The 24,164-nt window shown below is 45.5% G+C and carries 23 protein-coding genes; 8 read left to right on the top strand and 15 right to left on the bottom strand.

The features are described from left to right. Positions 1-20: 20 nt before the first annotated feature. From odhB to sdhC, 6 genes are all read right to left on the bottom strand, one after another. A complete protein-coding gene (gene odhB / locus AACT23_RS11645; protein WP_094129028.1) occupies positions 21-1,229 on the bottom strand; it encodes a 2-oxoglutarate dehydrogenase complex dihydrolipoyllysine-residue succinyltransferase in 1,209 nt (402 codons plus the stop codon). Positions 1,230-1,259: 30 nt separating this feature from the next. Beyond that, on the bottom strand, positions 1,260-4,070 hold the full coding sequence (gene sucA / locus AACT23_RS11650; RefSeq protein ID WP_094129031.1) for a 2-oxoglutarate dehydrogenase E1 component: 2,811 nt from the start codon (positions 4,068-4,070) through the stop codon (positions 1,260-1,262). A gap of 89 nt (positions 4,071-4,159) precedes the next feature. Then, on the bottom strand, positions 4,160-4,873 hold the full coding sequence (locus tag AACT23_RS11655; RefSeq protein WP_094129034.1) for a succinate dehydrogenase iron-sulfur subunit: 714 nt from the start codon (positions 4,871-4,873) through the stop codon (positions 4,160-4,162). 15 nt (positions 4,874-4,888) lie between these two features. Next, the gene (gene sdhA / locus AACT23_RS11660) at positions 4,889-6,655 is read right to left on the bottom strand and encodes a succinate dehydrogenase flavoprotein subunit (RefSeq protein ID WP_013856347.1); all 1,767 of its coding nucleotides are present in this window, start codon (positions 6,653-6,655) and stop codon (positions 4,889-4,891) included. Beyond that, positions 6,656-7,003: a succinate dehydrogenase, hydrophobic membrane anchor protein gene (gene sdhD, locus AACT23_RS11665; RefSeq protein ID WP_010318675.1), complete on the bottom strand. Its 348-nt coding sequence runs from the start codon at positions 7,001-7,003 to the stop codon at positions 6,656-6,658. It abuts the gene before it with no gap. Then, complete coding sequence (sdhC, locus tag AACT23_RS11670; RefSeq protein ID WP_010318676.1) at positions 6,997-7,389, bottom strand: succinate dehydrogenase cytochrome b556 subunit; 393 nt, start codon at positions 7,387-7,389, stop codon at positions 6,997-6,999. The genes sdhD and sdhC overlap by 7 nt, the downstream gene beginning before the upstream one ends. A gap of 396 nt (positions 7,390-7,785) precedes the next feature. On the opposite strand from sdhC, the gene AACT23_RS11675 reads away from it, so the two are divergent. Then, the gene (locus AACT23_RS11675) at positions 7,786-9,075 is read left to right on the top strand and encodes a citrate synthase (RefSeq protein WP_017042719.1); all 1,290 of its coding nucleotides are present in this window, start codon (positions 7,786-7,788) and stop codon (positions 9,073-9,075) included. Between the two features lie 85 nt (positions 9,076-9,160). Here the strand turns inward: AACT23_RS11675 and AACT23_RS11680 are convergent, their stop codons facing one another. Next, positions 9,161-9,916: a Nif3-like dinuclear metal center hexameric protein gene (locus AACT23_RS11680; RefSeq protein ID WP_017042720.1), complete on the bottom strand. Its 756-nt coding sequence runs from the start codon at positions 9,914-9,916 to the stop codon at positions 9,161-9,163. An 86-nt stretch (positions 9,917-10,002) separates the two neighbouring features. On the opposite strand from AACT23_RS11680, the gene AACT23_RS11685 reads away from it, so the two are divergent. Beyond that, the gene (locus tag AACT23_RS11685) at positions 10,003-10,761 is read left to right on the top strand and encodes a DUF1853 family protein (protein WP_017047844.1); all 759 of its coding nucleotides are present in this window, start codon (positions 10,003-10,005) and stop codon (positions 10,759-10,761) included. A 68-nt stretch (positions 10,762-10,829) separates the two neighbouring features. On the opposite strand, the gene pgm is transcribed toward AACT23_RS11685, so the two are convergent. Further along, entirely contained in the window at positions 10,830-12,476 is a 1,647-nt protein-coding gene (gene pgm / locus AACT23_RS11690) for a phosphoglucomutase (alpha-D-glucose-1,6-bisphosphate-dependent) (RefSeq protein WP_026028060.1), read from the bottom strand. Between the two features lie 110 nt (positions 12,477-12,586). After that, complete coding sequence (seqA, locus tag AACT23_RS11695) at positions 12,587-13,132, bottom strand: replication initiation negative regulator SeqA (RefSeq protein WP_010318681.1); 546 nt, start codon at positions 13,130-13,132, stop codon at positions 12,587-12,589. A gap of 92 nt (positions 13,133-13,224) precedes the next feature. Here seqA and AACT23_RS11700 point away from each other — a divergent pair, with 92 nt between their 5' ends. From AACT23_RS11700 to fldA, 3 genes are all read left to right on the top strand, one after another. Next, entirely contained in the window at positions 13,225-13,995 is a 771-nt protein-coding gene (locus tag AACT23_RS11700; protein ID WP_017045728.1) for an alpha/beta fold hydrolase, read from the top strand. A gap of 108 nt (positions 13,996-14,103) precedes the next feature. Further along, positions 14,104-14,325 carry a DUF2788 domain-containing protein gene (locus AACT23_RS11705; protein WP_010318683.1) on the top strand — a complete coding sequence of 74 codons (222 nt, stop codon included), beginning with the start codon at positions 14,104-14,106 and terminating at the stop codon, positions 14,323-14,325. Between the two features lie 48 nt (positions 14,326-14,373). After that, entirely contained in the window at positions 14,374-14,907 is a 534-nt protein-coding gene (fldA, locus tag AACT23_RS11710) for a flavodoxin FldA (RefSeq protein ID WP_013856340.1), read from the top strand. Positions 14,908-14,977: 70 nt separating this feature from the next. Here the strand turns inward: fldA and AACT23_RS11715 are convergent, their stop codons facing one another. Beyond that, complete coding sequence (locus tag AACT23_RS11715) at positions 14,978-15,679, bottom strand: LrgB family protein (RefSeq protein ID WP_094129037.1); 702 nt, start codon at positions 15,677-15,679, stop codon at positions 14,978-14,980. Next, entirely contained in the window at positions 15,676-16,122 is a 447-nt protein-coding gene (locus AACT23_RS11720; protein ID WP_017042726.1) for a CidA/LrgA family protein, read from the bottom strand. The genes AACT23_RS11715 and AACT23_RS11720 overlap by 4 nt, the downstream gene beginning before the upstream one ends. A gap of 117 nt (positions 16,123-16,239) precedes the next feature. Between AACT23_RS11720 and AACT23_RS11725 the strand changes: the two genes are divergently transcribed. After that, the gene (locus AACT23_RS11725; protein ID WP_094129040.1) at positions 16,240-17,124 is read left to right on the top strand and encodes a LysR family transcriptional regulator; all 885 of its coding nucleotides are present in this window, start codon (positions 16,240-16,242) and stop codon (positions 17,122-17,124) included. On the opposite strand, the gene AACT23_RS11730 is transcribed toward AACT23_RS11725, so the two are convergent. Further along, positions 17,121-17,639: a DUF4442 domain-containing protein gene (locus AACT23_RS11730; protein WP_010318688.1), complete on the bottom strand. Its 519-nt coding sequence runs from the start codon at positions 17,637-17,639 to the stop codon at positions 17,121-17,123. The genes AACT23_RS11725 and AACT23_RS11730 overlap by 4 nt on opposite strands. A 214-nt stretch (positions 17,640-17,853) precedes the next feature. Between AACT23_RS11730 and fcrX the strand changes: the two genes are divergently transcribed. Continuing rightward, positions 17,854-18,303 carry a ferric iron uptake transcriptional regulator FcrX gene (gene fcrX, locus AACT23_RS11735; RefSeq protein ID WP_010318689.1) on the top strand — a complete coding sequence of 150 codons (450 nt, stop codon included), beginning with the start codon at positions 17,854-17,856 and terminating at the stop codon, positions 18,301-18,303. 115 nt (positions 18,304-18,418) lie between these two features. On the opposite strand, the gene AACT23_RS11740 is transcribed toward fcrX, so the two are convergent. The 3 genes from AACT23_RS11740 to fabB form a co-directional block, all read right to left on the bottom strand. Beyond that, complete coding sequence (locus AACT23_RS11740) at positions 18,419-19,432, bottom strand: aspartate-semialdehyde dehydrogenase (protein WP_094129043.1); 1,014 nt, start codon at positions 19,430-19,432, stop codon at positions 18,419-18,421. Then, positions 19,416-20,561, bottom strand: a complete 1,146-nt coding sequence (locus AACT23_RS11745; RefSeq protein WP_094129046.1) for a 4-phosphoerythronate dehydrogenase — start codon at positions 20,559-20,561, stop codon at positions 19,416-19,418. The genes AACT23_RS11740 and AACT23_RS11745 overlap by 17 nt, the downstream gene beginning before the upstream one ends. Before the next feature lie 226 nt (positions 20,562-20,787). Beyond that, positions 20,788-21,999, bottom strand: coding sequence for a beta-ketoacyl-ACP synthase I (gene fabB / locus AACT23_RS11750; protein WP_013856332.1), 1,212 nt, complete (start codon positions 21,997-21,999; stop codon positions 20,788-20,790). 127 nt (positions 22,000-22,126) lie between these two features. Here fabB and mnmC point away from each other — a divergent pair, with 127 nt between their 5' ends. Further along, positions 22,127-24,154 carry a bifunctional tRNA (5-methylaminomethyl-2-thiouridine)(34)-methyltransferase MnmD/FAD-dependent 5-carboxymethylaminomethyl-2-thiouridine(34) oxidoreductase MnmC gene (mnmC, locus tag AACT23_RS11755; RefSeq protein WP_094129049.1) on the top strand — a complete coding sequence of 676 codons (2,028 nt, stop codon included), beginning with the start codon at positions 22,127-22,129 and terminating at the stop codon, positions 24,152-24,154. Positions 24,155-24,164 lie beyond the last annotated feature (10 nt).

Genomic DNA, 24,164 nt, shown 5'->3' on the forward strand with positions numbered 1-24,164 from the left:
GCTTTTTGCTTAAATGAAGGCTAGACGTCCAGTAGCAGACGTGCTGGATCTTCAAGTAGCTCTTTTACTGTCACAAGGAAACCAACTGACTCACGGCCATCCACCAAACGGTGGTCGTAAGAAAGTGCTAGGTACATCATTGGTAAAATTTCTACTTTGCCATCCACAGCCATTGGGCGGTCTTGGATTTTGTGCATGCCCAATATGGCCGCTTGCGGCGGATTGATGATCGGTGTTGACATTAACGATCCAAACACACCGCCATTCGTAATTGTGAAATTACCGCCAGTCAGTTCTTCAACCGTCAATTTGCCATCTCTTCCTTTGAGTGCAAGCTCTTTGATGCCCTTCTCAATTTCGGCAAGGCTTAGCGTATCGCAATCTTTAAGAACCGGAGTCACTAAGCCACGAGGCGTTGAAACTGCCATGCTAATATCAAAATAGCTGTGATACACAATATCTTGGCCATCAATAGATGCATTCACTTCTGGGTAACGCTTTAACGCTTCTGTTACCGCTTTCACGTAGAAAGACATAAAGCCTAAACGAATACCGTGTTTCTCTTCAAACAGACCTTGATATTGCTTACGAAGATCCATGATAGGCTTCATGTTAACTTCATTAAACGTCGTCAACATCGCCGTGCTATTTTTTGCCTCAAGCAGACGCTCCGCAACACGTTTACGCAAACGCGTCATCGGTACACGTTTTTCGCTGCGCGCCATCGCAACGACAGGCTCAGGTTGACTTGAAGCAACTGCTGACGCTGATTTTGCAGCCGCTAGATGAGCATCAATATCTTCACGCGTGATACGCCCACCCACACCAGAGCCTTTCACTTGGCTTGCTTCCAAACCATGCTCGGCGAGTAAACGGCGTACCGCAGGGCTAAGTGCATCATTCGTTTCGTCTATCAATGTGGCTTTGTGACGTTTATCAGGAGACGGCTCTGTATCGTTGGTGGTATCTTTCGTCGGTTCACCTGCAACGGCACCGGGTTTTAATTTCGCCAATAACTGTTTCGAAAGCACCGTCGCACCTTCTTGCTCGATAATGGCTTCGAGAACACCCGCCTCAGGCGCTGGCACTTCAAGAATTACTTTATCAGTTTCAATCTCAACGAGTACTTCATCACGAGCGACGGCTTCACCTGGCTTTTTATGCCATGTCGCGACTGTTGCATCAGCCACTGATTCAGGTAGATCTGGAACCAGAATTTCAATTGTCATAATCTGTGTCTTCCTTTTACTTCTAGTTCGTTAAGCTAGGGTCAGAGCGTCTTCAATCAACGCTTTTTGTTGTTTCAAGTGTACCGACATATAACCAACGGCTGGTGATGCTGATGCAGGGCGACCTGCGTATTTCAGATCAGCACCGGCTGGAATGGCAGAACGGAAGTTATGTTGGCTACTGTACCAAGCACCTTGGTTTTGAGGCTCTTCTTGGCACCATACATAGTCAACAACATTAGTGTATTGAGCGATAGCCGCTTCCACTTCTTCTTTCGGGAATGGATATAGCTGTTCAATACGGACGATAGCAACATCACCTTGTTCGTTATTGCGGCGCTGTTCAAGCAGGTCGTAGTAAACCTTACCAGAGCAGAACACAACACGTTTGACATTCGCTGGGTTGAGATCGTCAACTTCGCCGATAGCCGGCAAAAACGATCCGTCAGCCAAGTCTTCCAGTGTTGATATACATAGTGGGTGACGCAGCAACGATTTTGGTGACATAACGATCAATGGTCGACGCATTGGACGAACAACCTGACGACGCAGCATGTGGTATACCTGCGCTGGCGTAGAGGGAACCACCACTTGCATGTTTTGTTCGGCGCACAGTTGCAAATAACGCTCTAGGCGTGCTGATGAGTGCTCCGGGCCTTGCCCTTCATAACCATGAGGTAGCAGCATGGTTAAACCACACAAACGCGCCCATTTTTGTTCACCGGAAGAGATGAACTGGTCAATCACGACTTGAGCTCCATTGGCGAAATCACCAAACTGAGCTTCCCAAATCGTCAAACCACTCGGCTCCGCTGTCGCGTAGCCATATTCAAAAGCTAGCACTGCTTCTTCCGACAAAACCGAATCCAATACTTCAAAAGGACCCTGTTTATCATGGATATTCGCCAATGGAATATAGGTACTTGCGTCACTTTGGTTATGCAATACCGAGTGACGGTGGAAGAAGGTTCCACGCCCAGAGTCTTGCCCCGAAATGCGGATTCGCTTTCCATCATCAACTAAGGTTGCATAAGCCAGCGTTTCAGCCATACCCCAATCGAGAAGCTTCTCTCCATTAACCATCGCTTGTCGGTCGGTATAGATTTTATCCACTCGACTTTGCAGTTTATGGCTTTCTGGATACTGACAAATTCGGTTACCTAGCTCTTTTAAACGCTCAAGGTCAACTTTACTATTCCATGGCATATCCCATTCATGGCCAATATACGGTGACCAATCAACAGAATGCAGTGCCATTGGACGCCACTCTTTCACCACGACTTCACCATGGTCCAGAGCATCACGATATTCGTTGACTAACTGTGTGGCAATCTCGATATCAAACTCACCACGCTCTATCAAAACATCGGCATAAAGCTTACGCGGTGTAGGATGCTTTTTGATCTTTTGATACATCAGCGGTTGAGTTGCGTTTGGCTCGTCGGCTTCGTTATGGCCGTGACGGCGATAACAAACCAGATCAATGACGACATCACGCTTAAATTCATTACGATAATCGAGTGCAATGCGGGTGACGAAAGCAACTGCTTCTGGATCATCAGAATTGACGTGGAAAATAGGAGCCTGAACCATCTTAGCGATGTCAGTACAATACATAGTCGAGCGTGTATCACGAGGGTTTGACGTGGTAAAACCAACTTGGTTGTTAATAACAATACGTACCGTCCCTCCCACGCAATAACCACGCGCTTGAGACATGTTAAATGTCTCGGCAACGACACCTTGGCCAGCGATAGCAGAGTCACCATGAATCGAAATAGGTAGCACTGTCGAACCGTCTTCATCTCCCAATCGATCTTGTCGAGCACGAACTGAACCAATTACGACTGGGTTAACAATTTCAAGATGCGAAGGGTTAAATGCTAAGGCTAGATGCACATCACCGCCGGGTGTCGCAAAGTCAGCAGAGAAACCTTGGTGATATTTAACATCACCCGTTCCCCAGCTTTCACCATGCTTACCCGCAAACTCGTCGAACAGATCTTGAGGTTTTTTACCTAAGACGTTGACGAGCATGTTAAGACGACCACGGTGCGCCATACCAATCACAACTTCACGCATACCTGTGCTACCAGCATGACGGATCAACTCTTTCATCATTGGGATGAGCGCGTCACCACCTTCCAAAGAAAAACGCTTAGCACCGGGGAATTTCGCGCCTAAATAACGCTCAAGTCCTTCTGCGGCTGTCAATTCTTCGAGGAAAATTCGTTTTTCTTCTTTGCTGAAAGAAGGTTGACCAACGACTGATTCAAGACGTTGTTGTATCCAACGCTTTTGTTCAGTGTCGATAATGTGCATGTATTCTGCACCGATGGAACCGCAATAGGTTTTGTTGAGGGCTTGATAAATGTCTTTCAATTTCATTGTCTCTTGCCCGATAGCAAAAGAGCCGACATTGAAAGTTTCTTCGAAGTCACCTTCGTTAAGATTGTGGAACGCTGGGTCTAATTCTGCCACTAATGGGCGTTGCCATAAACCTAGGGGGTCGAGTTGAGCCGCTTCATGACCGCGAAAACGGTAAGCATTAATCAGCTGCAAGACTCTTACTTGCTTAGCATCGACATCTGGATCACTAACTTGGACATTGTAATGCTTTGTTTCTTTCGCGAGTCGTCGGAAGTAGTCACGGACACGTGAATGTGGCTGTTCAACCACATTGTCAGCTTGCGCAGGCAAGCCATCAAAAACACGTTTCCACTCCTCACTTACCAGATCAGGATCACTTAGATACAGTTCGTAGAGGTCCTCTACGTAAGTTGCATTGGCGCCAGCCAAGTGTGAAGACTCGAGCCATGCCTTCATCACGCCGTTGTGCATATTTTCCCTTAACCAGTAGTTTTCACGTTTGCTTCGGTCTATGCCGAGCTATAAAAGGCAGGTCCGAAGACCTGCAATTTTTATTCATTTTAAACCGAACGGTTCACAAGCATTGATTTGATATGTCCAATGGCTTTCGTCGGATTTAATCCCTTAGGACAAACACTTACACAATTCATGATGCCATGGCAACGAAAAACGCTAAAAGCATCATCAAGATTAGATAAACGTTCATCTGTTGCGGTATCTCGGCTGTCAATTAGCCAACGATAAGCCGCCAACAAACCTGCTGGGCCGATAAATTTATCCGGGTTCCACCAGAAAGAAGGGCATGAAGTTGTGCAGCAAGCGCACATAATGCACTCATATAAACCGTCTAAATGCGCTCGCTCTTCTGGTGATTGCAAGTTCTCACGAGCCGGAGGCAAGTTTCCGTCAGTCATAAGATAAGGTTTAACTTTCTCGTAATTTTCATAAAACTGGGCCATATCGACAATTAAATCACGGACGACTGGTAGCCCCGGCAGAGGTCGAATAACGATCGTGCCTTTGGCCAAAAGCGCAGATAATGGAGTGATACACGCTAATCCATTTTTACCATTCATGTTCAAACCATCAGATCCACACACCCCTTCACGGCACGAGCGACGAAAAGCAATGGTGGGATCTTGCTCTTTCAGCAAAATGAGCGCATCCAGCAACATCATGTCAGAGCCCTCTTCTACTTCAAGCAGATAATCCTTCATGTAAGGCTTTTGATCGACATCCGGATTATAGCGATACAAAGAGAATTTCAATTTCATAATAGTGCCTTCTCCTTAGTATGTGCGCGCTTTAGGCGGAAACGCTTCACGATAAATTGGTTCCATATTTACGCTACGCTTCGACATGCTTTCAGTCTCAGGGTTGTAAATTGAATGGCATAACCAATTAGCATCATCGCGTTCAGGATAGTCAAAGCGAGCGTGGGCTCCACGGCTTTCGGTACGATAATTTGCAGCAACCGCGGTAGCAAATGCTGTTTCCATCAAGTTTTCCAGCTCTAAACACTCGATCCGTTGAGTGTTGAACTCGGTTGACTTGTCTGAAAGATGTGCGTTCTTCAAACGTTCACGAATCACTTTAAGCTCTTCAAGACCTTTAGCCATCGCTTCACCTTCACGGAACACCGAGAAGTTATTTTGCATACAACGTTGCAGATCTTTACGAATTTGCGCGGGATCTTCACCACCTGTACTGTTTTCCCAGCGGTTGTAACGTTCTAGCGATTTTTCAATATCCGCTTCTGTGGCAGGTTTTGCGTCCGCTTGCTTTTTCAACGTTTCGCCCAAATGCAAGCCTGTTGCTCGGCCAAAGACCACTAAATCCAGTAGAGAGTTACCACCCAAACGGTTCGCGCCATGCACCGATACTGATGCAATTTCACCACACGCAAACAAACCTTGAACTTCCACATCAGCGCCTTTAGCATCTTGCTTAATCGCCTGACCTGAAACTTGAGTCGGTACTCCTCCCATCATGTAGTGGCAGGTTGGGATCACTGGAATCGGTTCTTTAACTGGATCGACGTGAGCAAACGTACGTGACAACTCACATACGCCCGGCAGACGAGATTCCAGAGTTTCTTTGCCAAGGTGATCCAGTTTAAGCTTGATGTGCGGACCCCATGGACCATCGCAACCACGACCTTCACGGATCTCAATCATCATTGAGCGGGCTACTACATCGCGACCAGCCAAATCCTTCGCGTTTGGTGCATAACGTTCCATGAAACGTTCGCCATCTTTATTTAAAAGATAGCCACCTTCACCACGACACCCTTCCGTCACAAGAACGCCTGCACCAGCAATCCCTGTTGGGTGGAATTGCCACATTTCAATATCTTGCATCGGGACGCCAGCGCGGATAGCCATGCCCACACCATCACCCGTATTGATATGCGCGTTGGTGGTTGAAGCATAGATACGGCCAGCTCCGCCAGTCGCTAACACTGTGGCTTTAGATTTGAAATAACAAACTTCGCCTGTTTCCATGCACAATGCGGTACAGCCAAGTACTGCACCCTCTTCATTTTTCACTAAATCAAGTGCGTACCACTCAGAGAAAATAGTGGTCTTATATTTAATGTTTTGTTGATACAAGGTATGAAGTAGTGCGTGACCAGTACGGTCAGCGGCAGCAGCGGTTCGAGCCGCTTGTTCACCGCCAAAATTTTTGGATTGCCCACCAAATGGGCGCTGATAAATGGTGCCATTGTCAAAACGAGAAAAAGGCAAACCCATTTTTTCTAGTTCAATCACCGACTCTGGACCATTCTTACACATGTACTCGATAGCATCTTGGTCACCGATATAATCGGAGCCCTTTACCGTGTCATACATATGTTGTTCCCAGTGGTCCTCATGCGCGTTGCCTAAGGCAACGGTAATACCGCCTTGAGCCGAAACCGTGTGAGAACGTGTTGGAAAAACTTTAGAAAGCAGAGCACAGGATAAACCTTGCTCTGAAATTTGCAGTGCTGCACGCATGCCAGCACCACCAGCGCCGATCACTACGGCATCAAATTCACGAACTGGAATAGTCACTTACGCACCCCACAATACAAATAAGCCAGAGAAGAAGTATCCAAAGAGCACTGCAATAACGACCAATTGCAGGCCACCACGCAATTTAGAACACTTAATGTAATCCGTTAATACTTGCCATAAACCGATCCAACCATGGATAAGGACAGAGACTAACGCCAGCATTGTGAAGACTTTGGTAAAGGTTCCACCAAAAAACTGTGTCCATGAAACATAGGAGATATCACCAGAGAAAGCACAGAAGCTGACTAGGTAGATAGTATAAAGAGTCATAATGATCGCAGAAGCACGGATCAGCAGATAATCATGCACTCCGTTACGACCAAAAGAAGAAACATGTTTTACCATACCAATACTCCCGCTAAAACTGAAAGCACTGCTGTTGCGATGAAGGCGACTTTGGCACTCATAGCCCCTGACTCCAACTCTTCAAAGTGGCCCAGGTCCATCAGCAAATGGCGTATACCACCTGCAATGTGGTAAGACAGCGCTGTTAAAATTCCCCATAAAATAAATTTTGCGAAAAAGCCATTAACAATGTTGCTGGCTTCCATAAAACCTACCGGAGAACTTAACGAGAGGGAGAGTAACCACAGCAAAATTCCGACCGCAACGAACATCATCACCCCAGACACTCGGTGTAGGATGGATGCAATCGCACTGATCGGAAAGTGAATGGTCTGTAAATCTAAATTAACAGGTCTTGACTTTCTTTCTTTCACGGGCTTGCTCACTCAGCTCCATTGAGCATTTATAGTTATAAATGAATTTTGGTTGTAAAACCCACAAAAGTTAACATTATTTTAACATAAAAAGCCCGATATCGCGCAGTTAAATGTAATAATTCCGTTAACAACAAAGACAGAATGCAATACTGAAATACAGTTTCTAGCCTTTTATTTATAAGGTGTTCACCAAAATTTTCAGTGCCACTATACGGCTCGCAACATTCTAATACAATTGATGTAACAATTTTTGCTACACAGAACAGATTTTTAACTTTATATGTATAAAAAATCAAAACAAGTGCACACATCAGACGAGAAAAATTGACTTTAATTAAGAACACACGTAAAAAAATGTCACACAAACATCCTGGACGGATTAAATAATAAACAAAGGAGATTGTTATGGCAGATAAGAAAGCGACCCTTCATATTGAAGGTAAAGCGCCAATCGAGCTGCCGATTATGGATGGGACTGTAGGCCCACAAGTAATCGACGTTCGTAAACTAGGAGCCAACGGATACTTCACTTTTGACCCTGGTTTTCTTGCCACTGCATCTTGTGAATCTCAAATCACTTATATCGATGGCGAAAAAGGGGTGTTACTGCACCGCGGCTTCCCTATTGATCAATTAGCCAATAACGCTGATTACTTGGAAGTTTGTTATATTCTTCTTTACGGTGAAGCCCCTAATCGTAAGCAATATGAAGAGTTTAAACATACAGTGACGCGTCACACTATGGTTCATGAGCAAATCGCAAGTTTCTTCCACGGTTTCCGCCGTGACGCTCACCCAATGGCTGTAATGTGTGGTGTGGTTGGAGCGCTTGCTGCGTTCTACCATGATTCACTTGATATTAATAATGATATACACCGAGAAATAGCGGCTTACCGCCTACTCTCAAAAATGCCAACATTGGCGGCGATGTGCTACAAGTATTCTGTCGGCCAACCATTTATCTACCCGCGTAATGACTTAAGCTATGCCGAGAACTTCCTACACATGATGTTTGCAACGCCGTGTGAAGAGTATGAAGTGAATCCTGTGGTTGCACGCGCGATGGATAAAATTTTCACACTGCATGCCGATCATGAACAAAACGCGTCAACCTCAACGGTTCGCCTTGCCGGTTCTTCTGGTGCTAACCCGTTTGCCTGTATTGCGGCTGGCATTGCCTCGTTGTGGGGGCCTGCTCATGGGGGTGCTAACGAAGCCTGTCTGCGTATGCTAGAAGAGATAGGCAACGTTGATAACATTCCTGAGTATGTCGTCAGAGCAAAAGATAAGGATGATCCATTCCGCTTGATGGGTTTTGGTCACCGAGTTTATAAAAACTACGACCCAAGAGCGACGGTAATGCGTGAGGCTTGTCATGAAGTGCTCAAAGAGCTGAATATTCAGGACCCACTATTGGATGTGGCGATGGAACTTGAGCGCATCGCGCTTTCTGACGAATACTTTGTTGAGAAAAAACTCTACCCTAACGTGGATTTCTACTCAGGTATTATTCTGAAGGCTATCGGTATTCCAATCTCTATGTTTACCGTTATCTTCGCAATGTCTCGCACTATCGGTTGGATTGCCCACTGGAATGAAATGCACAGTGATCCAGATAATAAAATTGGCCGTCCTCGCCAACTTTACACTGGTCAAAAAATGCGTAACTTTAAACCGTTACACGAACGCGAATAGCAAACCCAGTCATAGTACCTAATAGAAAAGAGCGAGTTCCCACTCGCTCTTTTTTCATTTGATACATTGATCAGAAACAAGCCCACTACACAGGGTTATTGATATCGATAAACTCAACCTCAAAGCCATATTCGCTCGCTAACCATTCTCCCAGTGCCTTCACACCATAACGCTCTGTGGCATGGTGCCCTGCAGAAAAATAATGAATATTTTGCTCTCTTGCTGAGTAGGTAGTCCGCTCTGATATTTCACCAGAGATGAACGCATCTAATCCGTGCTGCGCCGCTAGATCGACGAAATCTTGCCCACCACCAGTACACCAACCCACCGTTTTGATGATTCTGTTTGAGCTCGGAGCTACGTGCAGTGGCCGTCGTTGTAAAGCTTGCTCGATTCGTTGACTGAGCTCATCGGCTGTCAACGCTTGTTCAAAATGGCCGAACATGGCGACCGACTGCGGGTGCCCTTCTAATCCGCCATCAACATGAATCCCCAACAAATCAGCTAACAACTTGTTATTGCCTAATTCTGGATGGATGTCTAACGGCAAATGATATGCGTATAAATTTATATCATTTCGTATCAAAGCTCGGATCCGGTGGCCTTTCATTCCACGGATGGACTCAGGCTCACTTTTCCAAAAATAACCATGATGCACTAATAAAGCGTCAGCATTTCGTTCAATTGCTTGTTCAATCAGCGCTTGCGAGGCCGTCACACCCGTCACAATCTTTTTGATTTCAGTGCGACCTTCAACTTGCAATCCATTAGGGCAATAGTCTTTAATCAATTGAGGATTAAGCTTTTGATTGAGCAGAGCTTCAAGTTTTAAATTATCCATCTTTCATTCCAAAATTGAGTTTTATCATTAGCGTGGTTATAACAATTTCAAGCTAGAATGTCGAAAAATAAGGACGAGAACAATTAATGACAATGGACCTCAACACACTGGCACACTGGGTGTCGACAACCCCTACTCTTTTCCAAGGAGAGGGTGTAGTCGCGGCACGTACTCCTTTTTTACCCAATGTTCCGATATTGAAAGAAGAGTATAGAGGGAACCCTAGGTTAGGCTTTCTATACCAGCATTTATGTTCTTTATTGTTTACGCTAAACCCCACTTATTCCGCCGTTTCTGAAGAAATTCAATTGAACGAAGCAGGAAGTACACTAGGTTCGCTAGATTTTGTCATCAAAAATAAACGCAGTCAGCGTTATGAGCATTGGGAAGTCGCAGTGAAGTTTTACCTGCTACATCAAGGGCTGTGGTATGGTCCCAATGCTCAAGATCGATTAGATCTCAAACTTGAACATATGCTGAACCACCAATTGACCCTTTCCCAATCAGCCCAATTTAGTGCGGCTTACCCACTTTGGCGTGACGTTAGCCGTCATTTACTGATGCAAGGGCGCTTATATGTAAACCCTTTTCACGATGAGCCTGTTCCTAGTGAATGCCTAGGTTATAAACTCAATCCGTCACAAATTGCTGGTTTTTGGTGTTATCAAAGCCAGTCACATCAAATAGATGAAGCGTTATTCTTACTGGAAAAGCCTCAATGGATTAGCGGGAAAGGTAAAAACTGCACGCGTTACACAGCAAATGAAGAGCATAGTTTTGTACATTGCCAAAGTGACAGCGGAAAGTTCTGGTTCATCGTTCCCGACAGTTGGCCTCAGCTTTAACCAAGATAATAGACGACTAAATATAAAATAGGCGGCCTCTGGCCGCCTATTTTAATTGATAAGTTTGCTTACAAACCAGCGTCGGCAAAGACTTGATTAACAATCTGTTGCGCTTCCGCTTCGATTTGCTTGAGGTGCTCATCGCCCTTAAAACTTTCACAATAGATCTTATAAATATCTTCTGTGCCTGATGGACGAGCAGCAAACCAGCCATAATCAGTGGTCACTTTTAATCCACCGATGGCTGCGCCATTACCGGGAGCATGCGTCAAGCGGGCTGTGATCTCATCTCCCGCTAATGTTTGCGCAGAGACCATCTCTGGTGACAATTTGCTCAGCACTGCTTTTTGTGGGCCATTTGCGACAGCTTGAATACGACTATATTTAGACTCTCCATGTTTCGCGGCCAGATCTTCATAATATTGCTGCGGATTTTTACCTGTGACAGCGGTGATTTCCGCCGCCAGTAAGCAAAGGATAATACCGTCTTTATCCGTTGACCAAGGCGTTCCGTCTTTACGCAGGAATGACGCACCTGCGCTCTCTTCACCACCAAAACCGAAGTGACCACTGTATAAGCCATCAACAAACCACTTAAAGCCGACAGGTACTTCACACAGCTCACGGCCAAGATCGGCGACCACACGGTCAATCAATGCACTTGATACTAACGTTTTACCAACAGCCACTTCTTTACGCCATTGCTTGCGGTGACGATACAGATAATCGATGCATACGGCTAAGAAATGGTTTGGGTTCATCAAACCTTTCGGAGTGACAATGCCGTGGCGGTCGTAGTCAGGGTCATTACCAAACGCGAGATCATACTGATCTTTTAACGCTAATAACCCCGCCATTGCATAAGGAGAAGAACAGTCCATACGCACTACACCATCTTTATCGAGTGACATAAATTGGAATGTCGGATCCACCGCTTCGCTCACCAGTGTTAAATCAAGCTGATACGCTTTGCCAATTTGACGCCAGTAATCAATACCACTGCCACCGAGCGGATCAACACCCAGTTTTAGATTGGCTTTTTGGATGGCCTCCATATCAATCACATTCACTAAGTCATCAATATAAGGTTTCACAAGATCAACTTGTTTAAACAGCGGCGATTGCTTTGCCGACATAATAGGCAGACGCTTCACGCCTTGCATGCCTTCTGCAATGATCTCATTGGCTCGGTTTTCAATCGCTTGGGTGATTTCCCCTTCAGCAGGGCCGCCATGGGTAGGATTGTATTTAATACCACCATCTTGCGGTGGATTATGAGAAGGTGTGATCACAATCCCATCAGCTTTTTGCGCGTGCTTCAAGTTATGAGTCAAGATTGCGTGTGAAATACCCGGCGTTGGCGTATAGCCATTATCCTGTTGAACGATCACTTCAATTTCATTAGCGATCAGTACTTCAAGTACACTAGAAAAAGCAGGCTCAGAGAGTGCGTGCGTGTCTTTTCCGACAAAAATCGGCCCAGTGGTTCCTTGCTGAGCGCGCACTTCTGCTACCGCTTGAGCAATAGCAAGAATGTGGTTTTCGTTAAATGTCGATTTATCCGCGCAACCACGATGCCCCGAAGTACCAAATTGTACTTTATGGTCTGGGTTAGCCGCATCAGGTTGAAGTAAAAAGTAGTTTGCAACGAGCGCAGGGATATTATGTAAGTCTTCCTGCCGTGCTTTTTGTCCGGCGCGTGGGTGCATAGCCATTTTTGACATCCTTTCTTAAAATAACAACGAAATAAAAAGCCTCATGATACGGACTTAGTGGTCCGCAGTATGAGGCTTGAATCAGATTTTTATCTATGAATGGGCACAAATCAGATTGAGTGCGTCACTTTCTCAATAATGTCACTCGGGAAATTCATCAATACCATCAGCTGCTCGATCATCTGTTGTTTGCGGCTAGTATTGTTATTGGTAATGACCCAAAATGGTGTGTTTGGAATCGCTCTTGGCTTGGTTGTCTGCCCACTAGCAAGCAAGGTTTGCTCGTTGTCAGCAAAATACACACGCTTACGTCCTTTCACTAAGGTCGCTTCAGCAAAACTTACTGGATCGATACGGTATAAGGTTGAAAGCACCAACATAAAACGATCAATTGCTTTTTTCAAAGCCGCAAATTCATCAGAAATGAGCAAAGAACGCATCTCTTTTACGCTATCAATCTGTATCTCTTGTACGGCATCTTTACTCACAACAATGCCCTTGGGCTCGGTACTTACTTGCGTCACGACCGCTGCTGCAGACACTTTACCGTCAACATTGAGCAAACGGCGTAAAATATCCGACGCGCTTTCTCCAATATGTTGGGTTTGGCTGGCAATATAACGGTATAGATCCTCATCAACCTCAATTGTTTTCATTCGCTTTTCACAATCTCAATGTTTAAACTCTGAGGGATTATAGCGAGATCTTCACTGATACTCTACGTTAAACCAATCACTAATAAGATAAAATGTCAGCACTTCTTAATTACAAACTCGAAGGTGAAGGTCACACCGTTGTTTTGATCCATGGTTTATTCGGCAATTTAGACAACCTAGGTTTACTTGCAAGAGACCTAAAAGCCGATCACCAAGTATTGAGTATTGACTTGCGCAATCACGGTCAATCATTTCACAGTGAGGAACATGATTACGCGAGCATGGCATTCGATGTTGCTAGTTTACTCGAAGAGTTAGCTTGTGATTCAGTCACGCTGATTGGCCATTCAATGGGCGGTAAAGTTGCTATGAAGCTGGCTGACATCGCCTCATCCAAAGTCGCCAAACTGGTGGTTTTAGATATGGCACCCGTCAGCTATCAGCATCGGAAACATGATAACGTACTGGCGGGGCTCAACGCGGTTATTGCGCAGCAGCCTACCTCGCGAGCAGAGGTCATGGCCATTTTAGCGCAACATATTGAGCTAGAAGGCGTACGACAATTTCTCAGTAAATCGTTATTTAAACGAGAAGATGGTGTAATGAGCTGGCGTTTTAATGTTCCCGCCATTGAAAAAAATTACTGGAATATTTTAGGCTGGGAACCAATCCCTTGCAGCTCTGTTCCAACCTTATTGGTTAAAGGCAGCAACTCTGACTATCTACTAGCGGAACACCAAGAAATGATCCAGCAGCAGTTTAGCCAAGCGAAAGCGCACGTCATCGCCAACACAGGGCACTGGCTACACGCAGAAAAGCCCGTTGAAGTTTTACGAGCGATCAGAAAGTTCATTGGCAGCTAGCCGCTTTACTGTGAAACAACAAGTGTGAAATAGGTACCAATGCGCGCATTAACTTTGACGAATAACAGTGTTATAGTGCGCTCAAGCAAATTGGCATAAAGGATACCCATGCTGTACGACTACATGAACATGCTTGAATCGATTGGACTCGATCTTCTTTTTGCGTCTATATTTTTCCTTATCGGTATGGCAATAAAAGATGTCCTTAAGCAAGGTAATGTACCGCCATTTGGGCGCCGTATTGTATGGCTAGTTCTGTTTTTAGGTTGTGCTGGCTTTATCCTTAAAGGACTTATCCAACTCAGTTGGGAAGGCACCGGGCTGGGGTAAAGAACACGCTCATCCGCCAGAAAATGACAAATTAAAGGTAATGATTCTATGGCAAGTGTAGGCCTCTTCTTTGGTAGCGATACCGGTAATACTGAAGCCGTTGCGAAAATGATTCAAAAGCAACTGGGTAAGCAGCTCGTTCACGTTCAAGATATTGCGAAAAGCAGCAAAGAAGACATTGATAATTTTGACTTATTGTTACTGGGTATCCCTACTTGGTACTACGGTGAAGCGCAGTGTGATTGGGATGATTTTTTCCCAGAATTAGAAGCGATCGACTTCTCGACGAAATTAGTTGCTATTTTCGGTTGCGGCGATCAAGAAGACTACGCTGAATACTTCTGTGACGCGATGGGTACAGTGCGTGACATTATCGAAAGCAAAGGTGCAACGATTATTGGCCACTGGCCAACTGAAGGTTATGAATTCGAAGCCTCTAAAGCCTTGGTTGCAGGTGACAATAGCCACTTTATTGGTTTATGCATCGATGAAGATCGTCAACCAGAGCTAACTGAACAGCGCGTCAGCACATGGGTTAAGCAGATTTATGAAGAGATGTGTTTAGCCGAACTTGAAGGCTAATCTCTTAAACATAAAAAATCCCCTTGCGAGGGGATTTTTTATTGACCCGTATACAACAGCACTCTTTTCTTTACCAAAGTAGACGACCGATAAATGGAGCAAGCAACACAGTGACCATTCCCGCAATCATCATCACCACACTCGACACGACCCCTTCAGCATTGCCAATTTGATACGCTTTTGCCGTTCCTGCACCGTGCGCGGAAGCGCCAAGACTGGCTCCTTTACCAAGCCCAGAGCGAATGGATAATAACGCTAACACCACTTCACCTACCGCCATGCCTATCACCCCAGTAAGTACCACAAATAGAGCAGTCAGATCACTTTGCCCACCAATTGACTTCGTTGCCTCAACAGCAAAAGGGGTGGTAATCGAGCGCATCGCTAAACTGCGCTGAAGCATATCGGGTAATTCAAACCAACGAGCCAACAAAACCGTGCTTCCCACAGCCACCACAACCGATACGATCACTCCCACGGATAGAGAGAGCCAGTGGCGCTTGATCAACAATCGGTTGTCATAGACCGGAATAGCAAAAGCCACTGTCGCGGGTCCAAGTAGCCACAATAACCAATGAGATTCTGCCATATAGGTTTGGTAAGGGATGTGAAAGATCATCACAACAGCCACTAACAATATAGGGGCCAATAGCAGCGGCATTAAGAAAATAGAACGTTTACGTTGATAAAGGCACTTGCTGCCATAGTAAAAAGCCAAGGTTAGCAGCAAGCAAAATACACCAAGCAGCGTTGTGGTAAGTAGTGAGCTCATGATGAACGCTCCACTTTGGTTAGGCGTATTGCCCGGTTGCTTTTTCTACGCGCTAATATCAGCTCTAAACGATACATTTTATCAACGGTCCAAGCAGTAATAGCAATGACCATGATGGTACTGATGACAAGTACCGCCATAATTCGTAACCCTTGCTGTTGCATTAACTCTTGATAGTTAACGACCGCAATGACCGCTGGTACAAAGAACAACAGCATTTCCGCCAATAACCAAGTTGCTCCCTTGCGCAGCCAATCAACTTTTACAACTCGCATAATCACTAAAGTTAACAGCAATAGCATGCCAGTTAAATTTGCTGGTAAAGGAATATGAAAAGTGCTGACTAGAAAATCCGCCAAAAACCAGATCATTGATAGCGCAGCAACTTGTACCACTGTTTGCAGATTGTTTTTTACTCTTTGGCTGTTTCTTATTCTTTGCATGATGAGACTAATGCCGTTTTGTGAAATTAGTCACATTATATTAATCCATAAAACCATCGTAAAATGACTTTTTATTATCATTTTCATGCCAAAATGGAATGATAAAAAGGAGATATTATGGATATTAAAGCACTGCGCTATTTTGTTGAGTTGGTCAATCAACAAAGCTTTACCCGCGCATCCGAGCAACTGTTCGTCACCCAGCCCACCATCAGTAAAATGATCCGCAGTCTAGAGCAGGAAATTGAACAGCCACTATTACATCGTGAAGGTCGACGTTTCTGGCTTACCGATGCAGGAGAGGTTGTCTATCAAAGAGCGCTAGAGATCTTAGCGCAGATGTCTCAGTTAGAAGCCGAGCTGGTCGATCTCAATCAGGTAAAGCGGGGACAACTGCATCTCGGAATTCCACCAATGGTTGGACACCTTTACGCAGGTCTGATCCGCCAATACCGTCAAACCTACCCTCATGTAGAGCTCACCATCGTTGAGTATGGCGGACGTAAAATAGAGCAAGCTATCCTCAATGGCGAAATTGACGTAGCCGTCACCATGCTTTCGCCTCATCCGATTGATAATCTGCGGTCACTCTCCTTAGACAGTTACCCCATTTGCGCCGTACTCCCCGATTCATCTCCTTGGAAGCAGCAAGAAGCCATCGGTTGGGAGCAACTACAAAATGAGCCATTTTACCTCTATACCCATGATTTTACGCTGAGTGACTACATCCACTCATTCTGCCTACAACACGGATTTACACCACAAGTTGCAGCGCGCAGTAGCCAGTGGGATTTTTTAGTCGCGTTGGTCAAAAGTGGCGTAGGCGTTGCCTTTCTACCCGAACCACTTTGTCGACGAATTCAAGGAGAAGGCGTCTTAGTCAAACCTATGACACCCAGTATTGATTGGCACTTAGGATTAATATGGCACGCGGAACGGTACGTTTCTCGCACCGCCGAAGCTTGGATTGAGCTGTGCCAAATGCAGAATGGACAGCCTTAGCGGTCACAAAAAGTAACCATTTTGTCTGCATCACTCTCTTCTCTGTATTTAGGTTTTTTGCGCACGTACAATTTACGTTGCACTTCAGAGACCACTTCGCCTTTGGCATCCTTAACATGGATAACAAATTCCGGAAAGCATTTATCCCCATTGGCCGTGCTCACTAAGATTGAATCCAGTTGGTCTTGCGTTATCAGAAACTCCGCATACAAATCAGAATGGCCCGGTTTGATAAAGTTGATGCTGGCCTCTTTGTCCCATACATAATATTGCTCACCCAAAATCCCCATTAACATCAAAGAGTAAACAGGGTCCGTGAGAGAGAAAATGCTGCCACCATACTGAGTGCGATTGGCATTTTTGTTCCACCACCGCAGCTTTAGGCGCATTTTCACCTGACGGAAGTCGCTACTAATTTCATCAATGTGGATACCAGCGCCCCAAAAAGGGGGCCAGCTATTTAACGCCCACTTAACAATATTTGGCTTATAAAATCTTGCTAAAGAGTGATTCATTCCGTGCTCACCTTTTAAACCTATCGACTCAATCACTAATAAATGTTACGCAATTGTAACTGGTAAGAGCTGTTATATCAGTGATATTGCGCGGCTTTGTGACAAATATAAAGTAACCCTTTGAACTTCGTGGTTTATTGTTAGCAGTGACTCCCCTATAATGATCGCAATTATGAATTCTGTTAACTGCTGCAGATCATCAACAGGAAAGTGTATGTCAGATAATAACCAAGCGCTCAAGGATGCAGGTCTTAAAGTTACCCTTCCTAGGCTAAAAATTTTAGAAGTGCTACAGCAGCCTGAATGCCAACATATCAGCGCTGAAGAACTGTATAAGAAATTGATTGATCTTGGTGAAGAAATCGGTCTTGCGACTGTTTATCGAGTATTAAACCAATTTGATGATGCGGGTATTGTCACTCGTCACCATTTTGAAGGTGGAAAATCCGTTTTTGAACTTTCAACACAACACCACCACGACCACTTAGTGTGCTTAGATTGTGGTGAAGTGATTGAGTTTTCAGATGAGGTGATAGAACAACGCCAAAGAGAGATTGCCGAGCAATATAATGTACAGCTCACCAATCACAGCCTTTATCTATATGGTAAATGTGCCGACGGCAGTTGCAAGCAGAACCCTAACGCGCACAAGTCAAAAAGATAGCCATCATTCTCAGCCTTGAGCTGGACGATAATAAAAAAGCCGGGTGAATCAATCACTCGGCTTTTTTGTGTAGAGAGAAAGGAGTGGTAAGCCACTCCTTTTTACTAGGTATTAATTAGAAATAATCTCGAATCAACACTTCCGCAATTTGTACCGCATTTGTTGCAGCGCCTTTTCTCACGTTATCTGCCACTACCCACATGTTAATGCCACTGTGGTGACTGATATCGTTGCGAATACGCCCTACAAGAACCGTATCCTTCCCTCCCGCATCGCGAACTTGCGTGGGGAAATTATTCCCGCTGAATACTTCAATACCTTCAGTTTTCTCTAATAACTCAATAACTTGCTCAGCATCAATCGGTAAGCGTGTTTCAATATGCAGTGACTCAGCATGGCCGTAAAAAACTGGCACGCGTACACAAGTTGGGTTGACCATAATGGTTGAGTCATTGAATATTTTTTGCGTTTCCCACACCATTTTCATCTCTTCCTTGGTGTAACCATTATCCATAAACTGGTCGATTTGTGGGATGCAGTTAAACGCAATTTGCTGGCTAAACACATCAGGATCGGCCGAAACACCGTTTAACAGCCTTGCGGTTTGTCCCGCCAACTCATCAATGCCTGACTTCCCAGCTCCTGAAACGGACTGATAAGTTGATACGTTAATTCGCTCGATACCCACAGCGTCGTGAATCGGCTTTAACGCCACCAACATTTGGATGGTTGAGCAGTTTGGGTTCGCAATAATATTGCGGTTACGGAAATCCGCAATCGCTTCAGGGTTCACTTCAGGCACAACAAGTGGGATATCGTACTCATAGCGGAAATGTGAGGTGTTATCGATGACTACCACGCCTTCTTCTGTGGCAATAGGAGCCCATTTTGCGGACAATTCACCACCAGCGGAAAACAGTGCAATCTGAACTTGTGACCAATCGAAATCTTCAACATTTTGTACTTGTATGGTCTTACCATTGAAGCGGTAGAATTTACCTTCACTACGCTCACTGGCAAGTAGGTAAAGTTCACCAACGGGGAATTTGCGATCTTTGAGCACTTCAAGCATGGTTTCACCAACCGCGCCGGTTGCTCCTAAAATAGCGATATTAAATTCTTGGCTCATTTGTTACCTCTGTTTTAAAACCTAATTTAGCTAAGGGAGTGAGATCACACGACTCACTACCGACGACAGTCATCGCGCTATATTCTCTTCTATCCCAATAAAGTTTACGCATTTGATCAAAAGCACCTGGTTTGCCAATTTCACGGCGAAACAAGGCGTCATCTTTGCGTACGTCATAAATCAATTGGGTTAAACTGTGTAATGTTTCCTCATCCCAACCGCGTGATAAATACACTTTGGCAATGGGAGCCTCGGGTAATAAACTACTGGCATTCGCGCAATGGTCATCGCCAAGATACTCACAAAAACTATTGAAAATCATGGTCGTGCCTCGGGCTTTACCTTCTAACCCATAGCCAGCCACATGCGGCGTCGCAAAGGCGAGCAAAGGCAGCAGTTCCATATCCACTTCAGGTTCAAATTCAAACACGTCTAAAGCGGCAATAAAACCATCATTTTTCTGTAGGCGTTGTTTCAGCGCTTGGTTATCCACCACAGGACCACGAGCCGCATTGATCAAGATCTGATCACTGCGCAACTGGGCAAGTCGAACTCCATCAATCAAGTGATGAGTTGGCCATTCACCACTTTTAGTAATGGGTGTATGCAGCGTAATGACATCCGCTTTATCAAGTAAAACATCAAGATGAGTAAACTCGCGGCAATCACCTTGTGCTTGTTTTGGGGGATCGTTGAGCAGTACATTGATGCCAATCCCCGCTAAACACTCGGCTAAATAGCTGCCGACTTGACCAGCACCAATAATGCCAACGGTTTTCTCTAAGGCAGAAAAACCATGCTGCTGTGCTAACACCATCAATACACTGAAAACATACTCAGCCACTCCCACCTTATTACACCCCGGTGCGGCAGTAAAAAAGATGCCTCTTTCAGCCAAAAGCGCTTGATCAACGTGGTCCATACCTGCCGTCGCCGTACCAACAAACTTTAATTTATTGGCTTTCGCTAATAGTGCTTGATTTACTTTCGTAACAGAACGAATCATCAAGGCGTCAACGTCGATAAGATCATCAGCCGTTAAGCTTCTACCGGGTTTCAACACCACCTCACCAAACTGGCTAAATAACGATTCAGCATAAGGCATGTTTTCATCAATAAGGATTTTCATAGCGGAGTTCACAATTTTCGAAATTGAAGGAATTGTGCAGAAAAGCGCACAGACTGTCGAGAAGAAATCCCGCTTTCCATAAAAATGCCCGGCTCCTCACGGAAACCGGGCAAAAACCCAGAACAAAAGGATCCCGTCCCGCTCTCCATGGGACAGAGTCTGCGTCTGTTCGATCAGCTAAGCTGACCCGCTCTGGAAACCTTTTTATTAGAGGTGTGTAGGCGCATTAGCCTTGATACTTTTTGATCACTAGCGTCGCGTTCGTACCGCCAAAACCAAAGCTGTTAGACATCACAGTGGTTAGCTCTTGCTCGCGCATTTCGGTCACAATATCAAGGCCATCAGCCGCTGGATCTAAATTGTCAATGTTGATGCTTGGCGCGATAAAGCCGTGGTGAAGCATCAAGGTAGAGTAGATGGCTTCATGCACACCTGCCGCACCTAATGCGTGGCCAGTCATTGCTTTTGTTGCCGAGATAGCTGGGCTGTTGCCAGCGAACACTTCTTGAATGGCACCCAACTCTTTTACATCACCGACAGGTGTGGAAGTACCATGTGTATTGACATAATCCACACTATCTACCGCTTGCATTGCCATCTTCATGCAACGCACAGCGCCTTCACCTGATGGAGCCACCATGTCGTAGCCATCGGATGTCGCACCGTAACCGACGATTTCACCGTAAATTTTTGCGCCGCGAGCCAGTGCATGCTCAAGCTCTTCAACCACAACCATGCCGCCGCCGCCTGAAATCACGAAACCATCGCGGTCAGCATCGTAAGTACGTGACGCTTTTTCTGGTGTTTCGTTGTACTTAGTTGACAGCGCACCCATTGCATCAAACATCATAGTTAAAGACCAATCGAGCTCTTCACCACCACCTGCAAACACAACATCTTGCTTACCCAATTGGATAAGTTCCATTGCGTGACCAATACAGTGAGCCGACGTCGCACAAGCGGAGCTCATGGTGTAGTTGACGCCACGGATTTTAAATGGCGTAGCAAGACAGGCTGAAACAGTCGAAGACATAGTACGTGGAACCATGTAAGGACCAACGCGCTTCACGCCTTTTGTGCGCAATGTGTCGACAGCAATAACTTGGTTATACGACGACGCACCGCCAGAACCAGCCACAATACCAGTGCGGTCATTAGAGACCTGCTCTGGTGCTAAACCTGAATCGGCAATCGCTTGTTCCATTGATAGGTATGCAAACGCGGCCGCATCACCCATAAAACGCATCTGTTTGCGATCAATATGGTCAGCAGGGTTCATTTTCAGGCTACCCCACACTTGAGAGCGTAAACCGTTCTCTTTGAACTGCTCAGAAGCGGTAATACCTGATTTGCCTGCTTTTAGAGACGCTAAAACTTCTTCGACGTTGTTACCGATACTTGAAACAATACCCATACCGGTGATTACGACTCGTTTCATGTGACATTCCTATAATTCAAAATTCGCTTAGATAATAACTAAGAAGAATAACAAAAGTGGTCAGCTTTCCCAGAAATTCGTACAATCTCGAGCTATATATCGCCCGATTTCACAGAATTACACCATTATGACCAGCATAACCAACGCAACACTGGGTTGGAATGAAGCGGGCACACCCGTTTCCGACCAATTCGATGACGTTTACTTTTCCAACGTTAACGGCCTAGAAGAGACGCGTTACGTGTTTCTTTCCCAAAATCATATACCACAAAGATGGCACCAATATGACCAAAAACGATTCGTCATTGCCGAAACGGGGTTTGGCACTGGGTTAAATTTTCTCGCTGTATGGCAAGAATTTGATGCGTTTAGGCAACAAAACCCAAATGCGCCATTGCAAGCGCTGCATTTTATCAGTTTTGAAAAATATCCGCTCAATAAACACGACTTGATAACAGCGCACCAAGCGTGGCCTGAATTAGCGACTTATGCGAAAAAGCTTCAACAACACTACCCGATTGCAGTACCAGAATGTCATCGCATTGTTCTTGATGATGGCGCCATTACCCTTGATCTTTGGTTCGGTGATATCAAAGAGTGTATGCCGCAAGTTCCCACAACCGAGCAAGGCGTGGTAGACGCATGGTTTTTGGATGGTTTTGCTCCCAGTAAAAACCCTGAAATGTGGAATCAAACGCTGTTTGAGAATATGGCCAAACTGGCGAAACACAAAGCCACGTGCGCCACTTTTACCGCCGCAGGTTTTGTACGACGCGGATTGATAGAAGCAGGCTTTTCGATGAAAAAAGTGAAAGGCTTTGGCACCAAAAGAGAGATGATTGCTGGTCAACTGGAACACAAAACGCCGTACAGCAATATAAAACCTTGGTTTGCGATTGCGCCGACGACCAATGTTACCGACGTGGCGATCATCGGCGGCGGCATTGCTAGTGCCACATTAGCTAAAATGCTCAATCGCCGCGGTATCAATGTCAGCCTGTATTGCGCCGATCCTCAGGCCGCTCAAGGTGCTTCAGGTAACCGACAAGGTGCGGTTTACCCACTGCTGAATAAAGACCACAGTGGTGTATCGCGTGTTTTTGCGCCCGCTTTTCTGTTTGCTCGGCAATTTGTTGAGCAAATGGCGCAAACCGTCCCTTTTGATCATGATTGGTGTGGTGTGACCCAATTGATGTGGGATGAAAAATCGACCCAAAAACAGATGGCGATGCTTGAAGGGAAATTTAACCCTCAGCTAATGCACTACTGCGATCAACAAGCAACGTTACAAAACGTCGGCTTACCGACTGACATGGTCAGCTTACATTACCCACTCGGAGGATGGCTTTGCCCTGCTCAACTGACACAAGGCCTGTTTGACCAATTAAGCCAAAGTGAGCGATTCAACGCCTATTTCAATCACAAGGTGGAGTCTTTGCGCTGGGATGAAATACAACGGCAGTGGACATTAAGTGTTAATGGTAGCGAAAAGCACCATCAGTGTGTGGTCATTGCAAACGGACATCAATTTGACCATTTCGAGCAAACACAAGCGTTGCCACTTGGCAAAGTGAAAGGACAAGTAAGCCATATTCCAACCTCAGAAACATTGCAAAAGCTGAGCAGCGTGTTGTGTTACGACGGCTATATGACACCGCACAACCCCAACACTCAACAGCACTGCATTGGCGCAAGCTATGACCGAAGTCAAATCAACCAAGCATTCGATGCGGCGGCGCAGCAAGAGAATGGACAACGCTTAACCCGTTGTATTAACGACCAAAACTGGACACAGCAAGTCGATACATCTAGCAATCAATCTCGCCAAGGCGTTCGCTGTGTCAGCCGCGATCATTTGCCGTTTGTCGGGAATGTGGGCAACTTTGAACAGATCAAGCTCGACTACCAGCCGTTAACGCCCCAAGATCCGCAACAGACTCCATCTGTGGCTCACTATCCTCATTTGTACTGCATGCTCGGGCTAGGATCGCGAGGGCTAAGTTCTGCGCCATTAATGGCTGAGTTGCTGGCTTCACAAATGAGTGGCGATCCACTTCCGCTTGCTGTTGATGTTCTCGAAACGCTTCATCCAAGTCGAATGTGGGTGAGAAAACTCAAAAAAGGCAAAGCCATCACCGAACGTACTCCTCGATAAAACCCGTCAT

The organism is Vibrio sp. V09_P4A23P171, assembly GCF_963875615.1.
Taxonomy (GTDB): Bacteria; Pseudomonadota; Gammaproteobacteria; order Enterobacterales; family Vibrionaceae; genus Vibrio; species Vibrio anguillarum.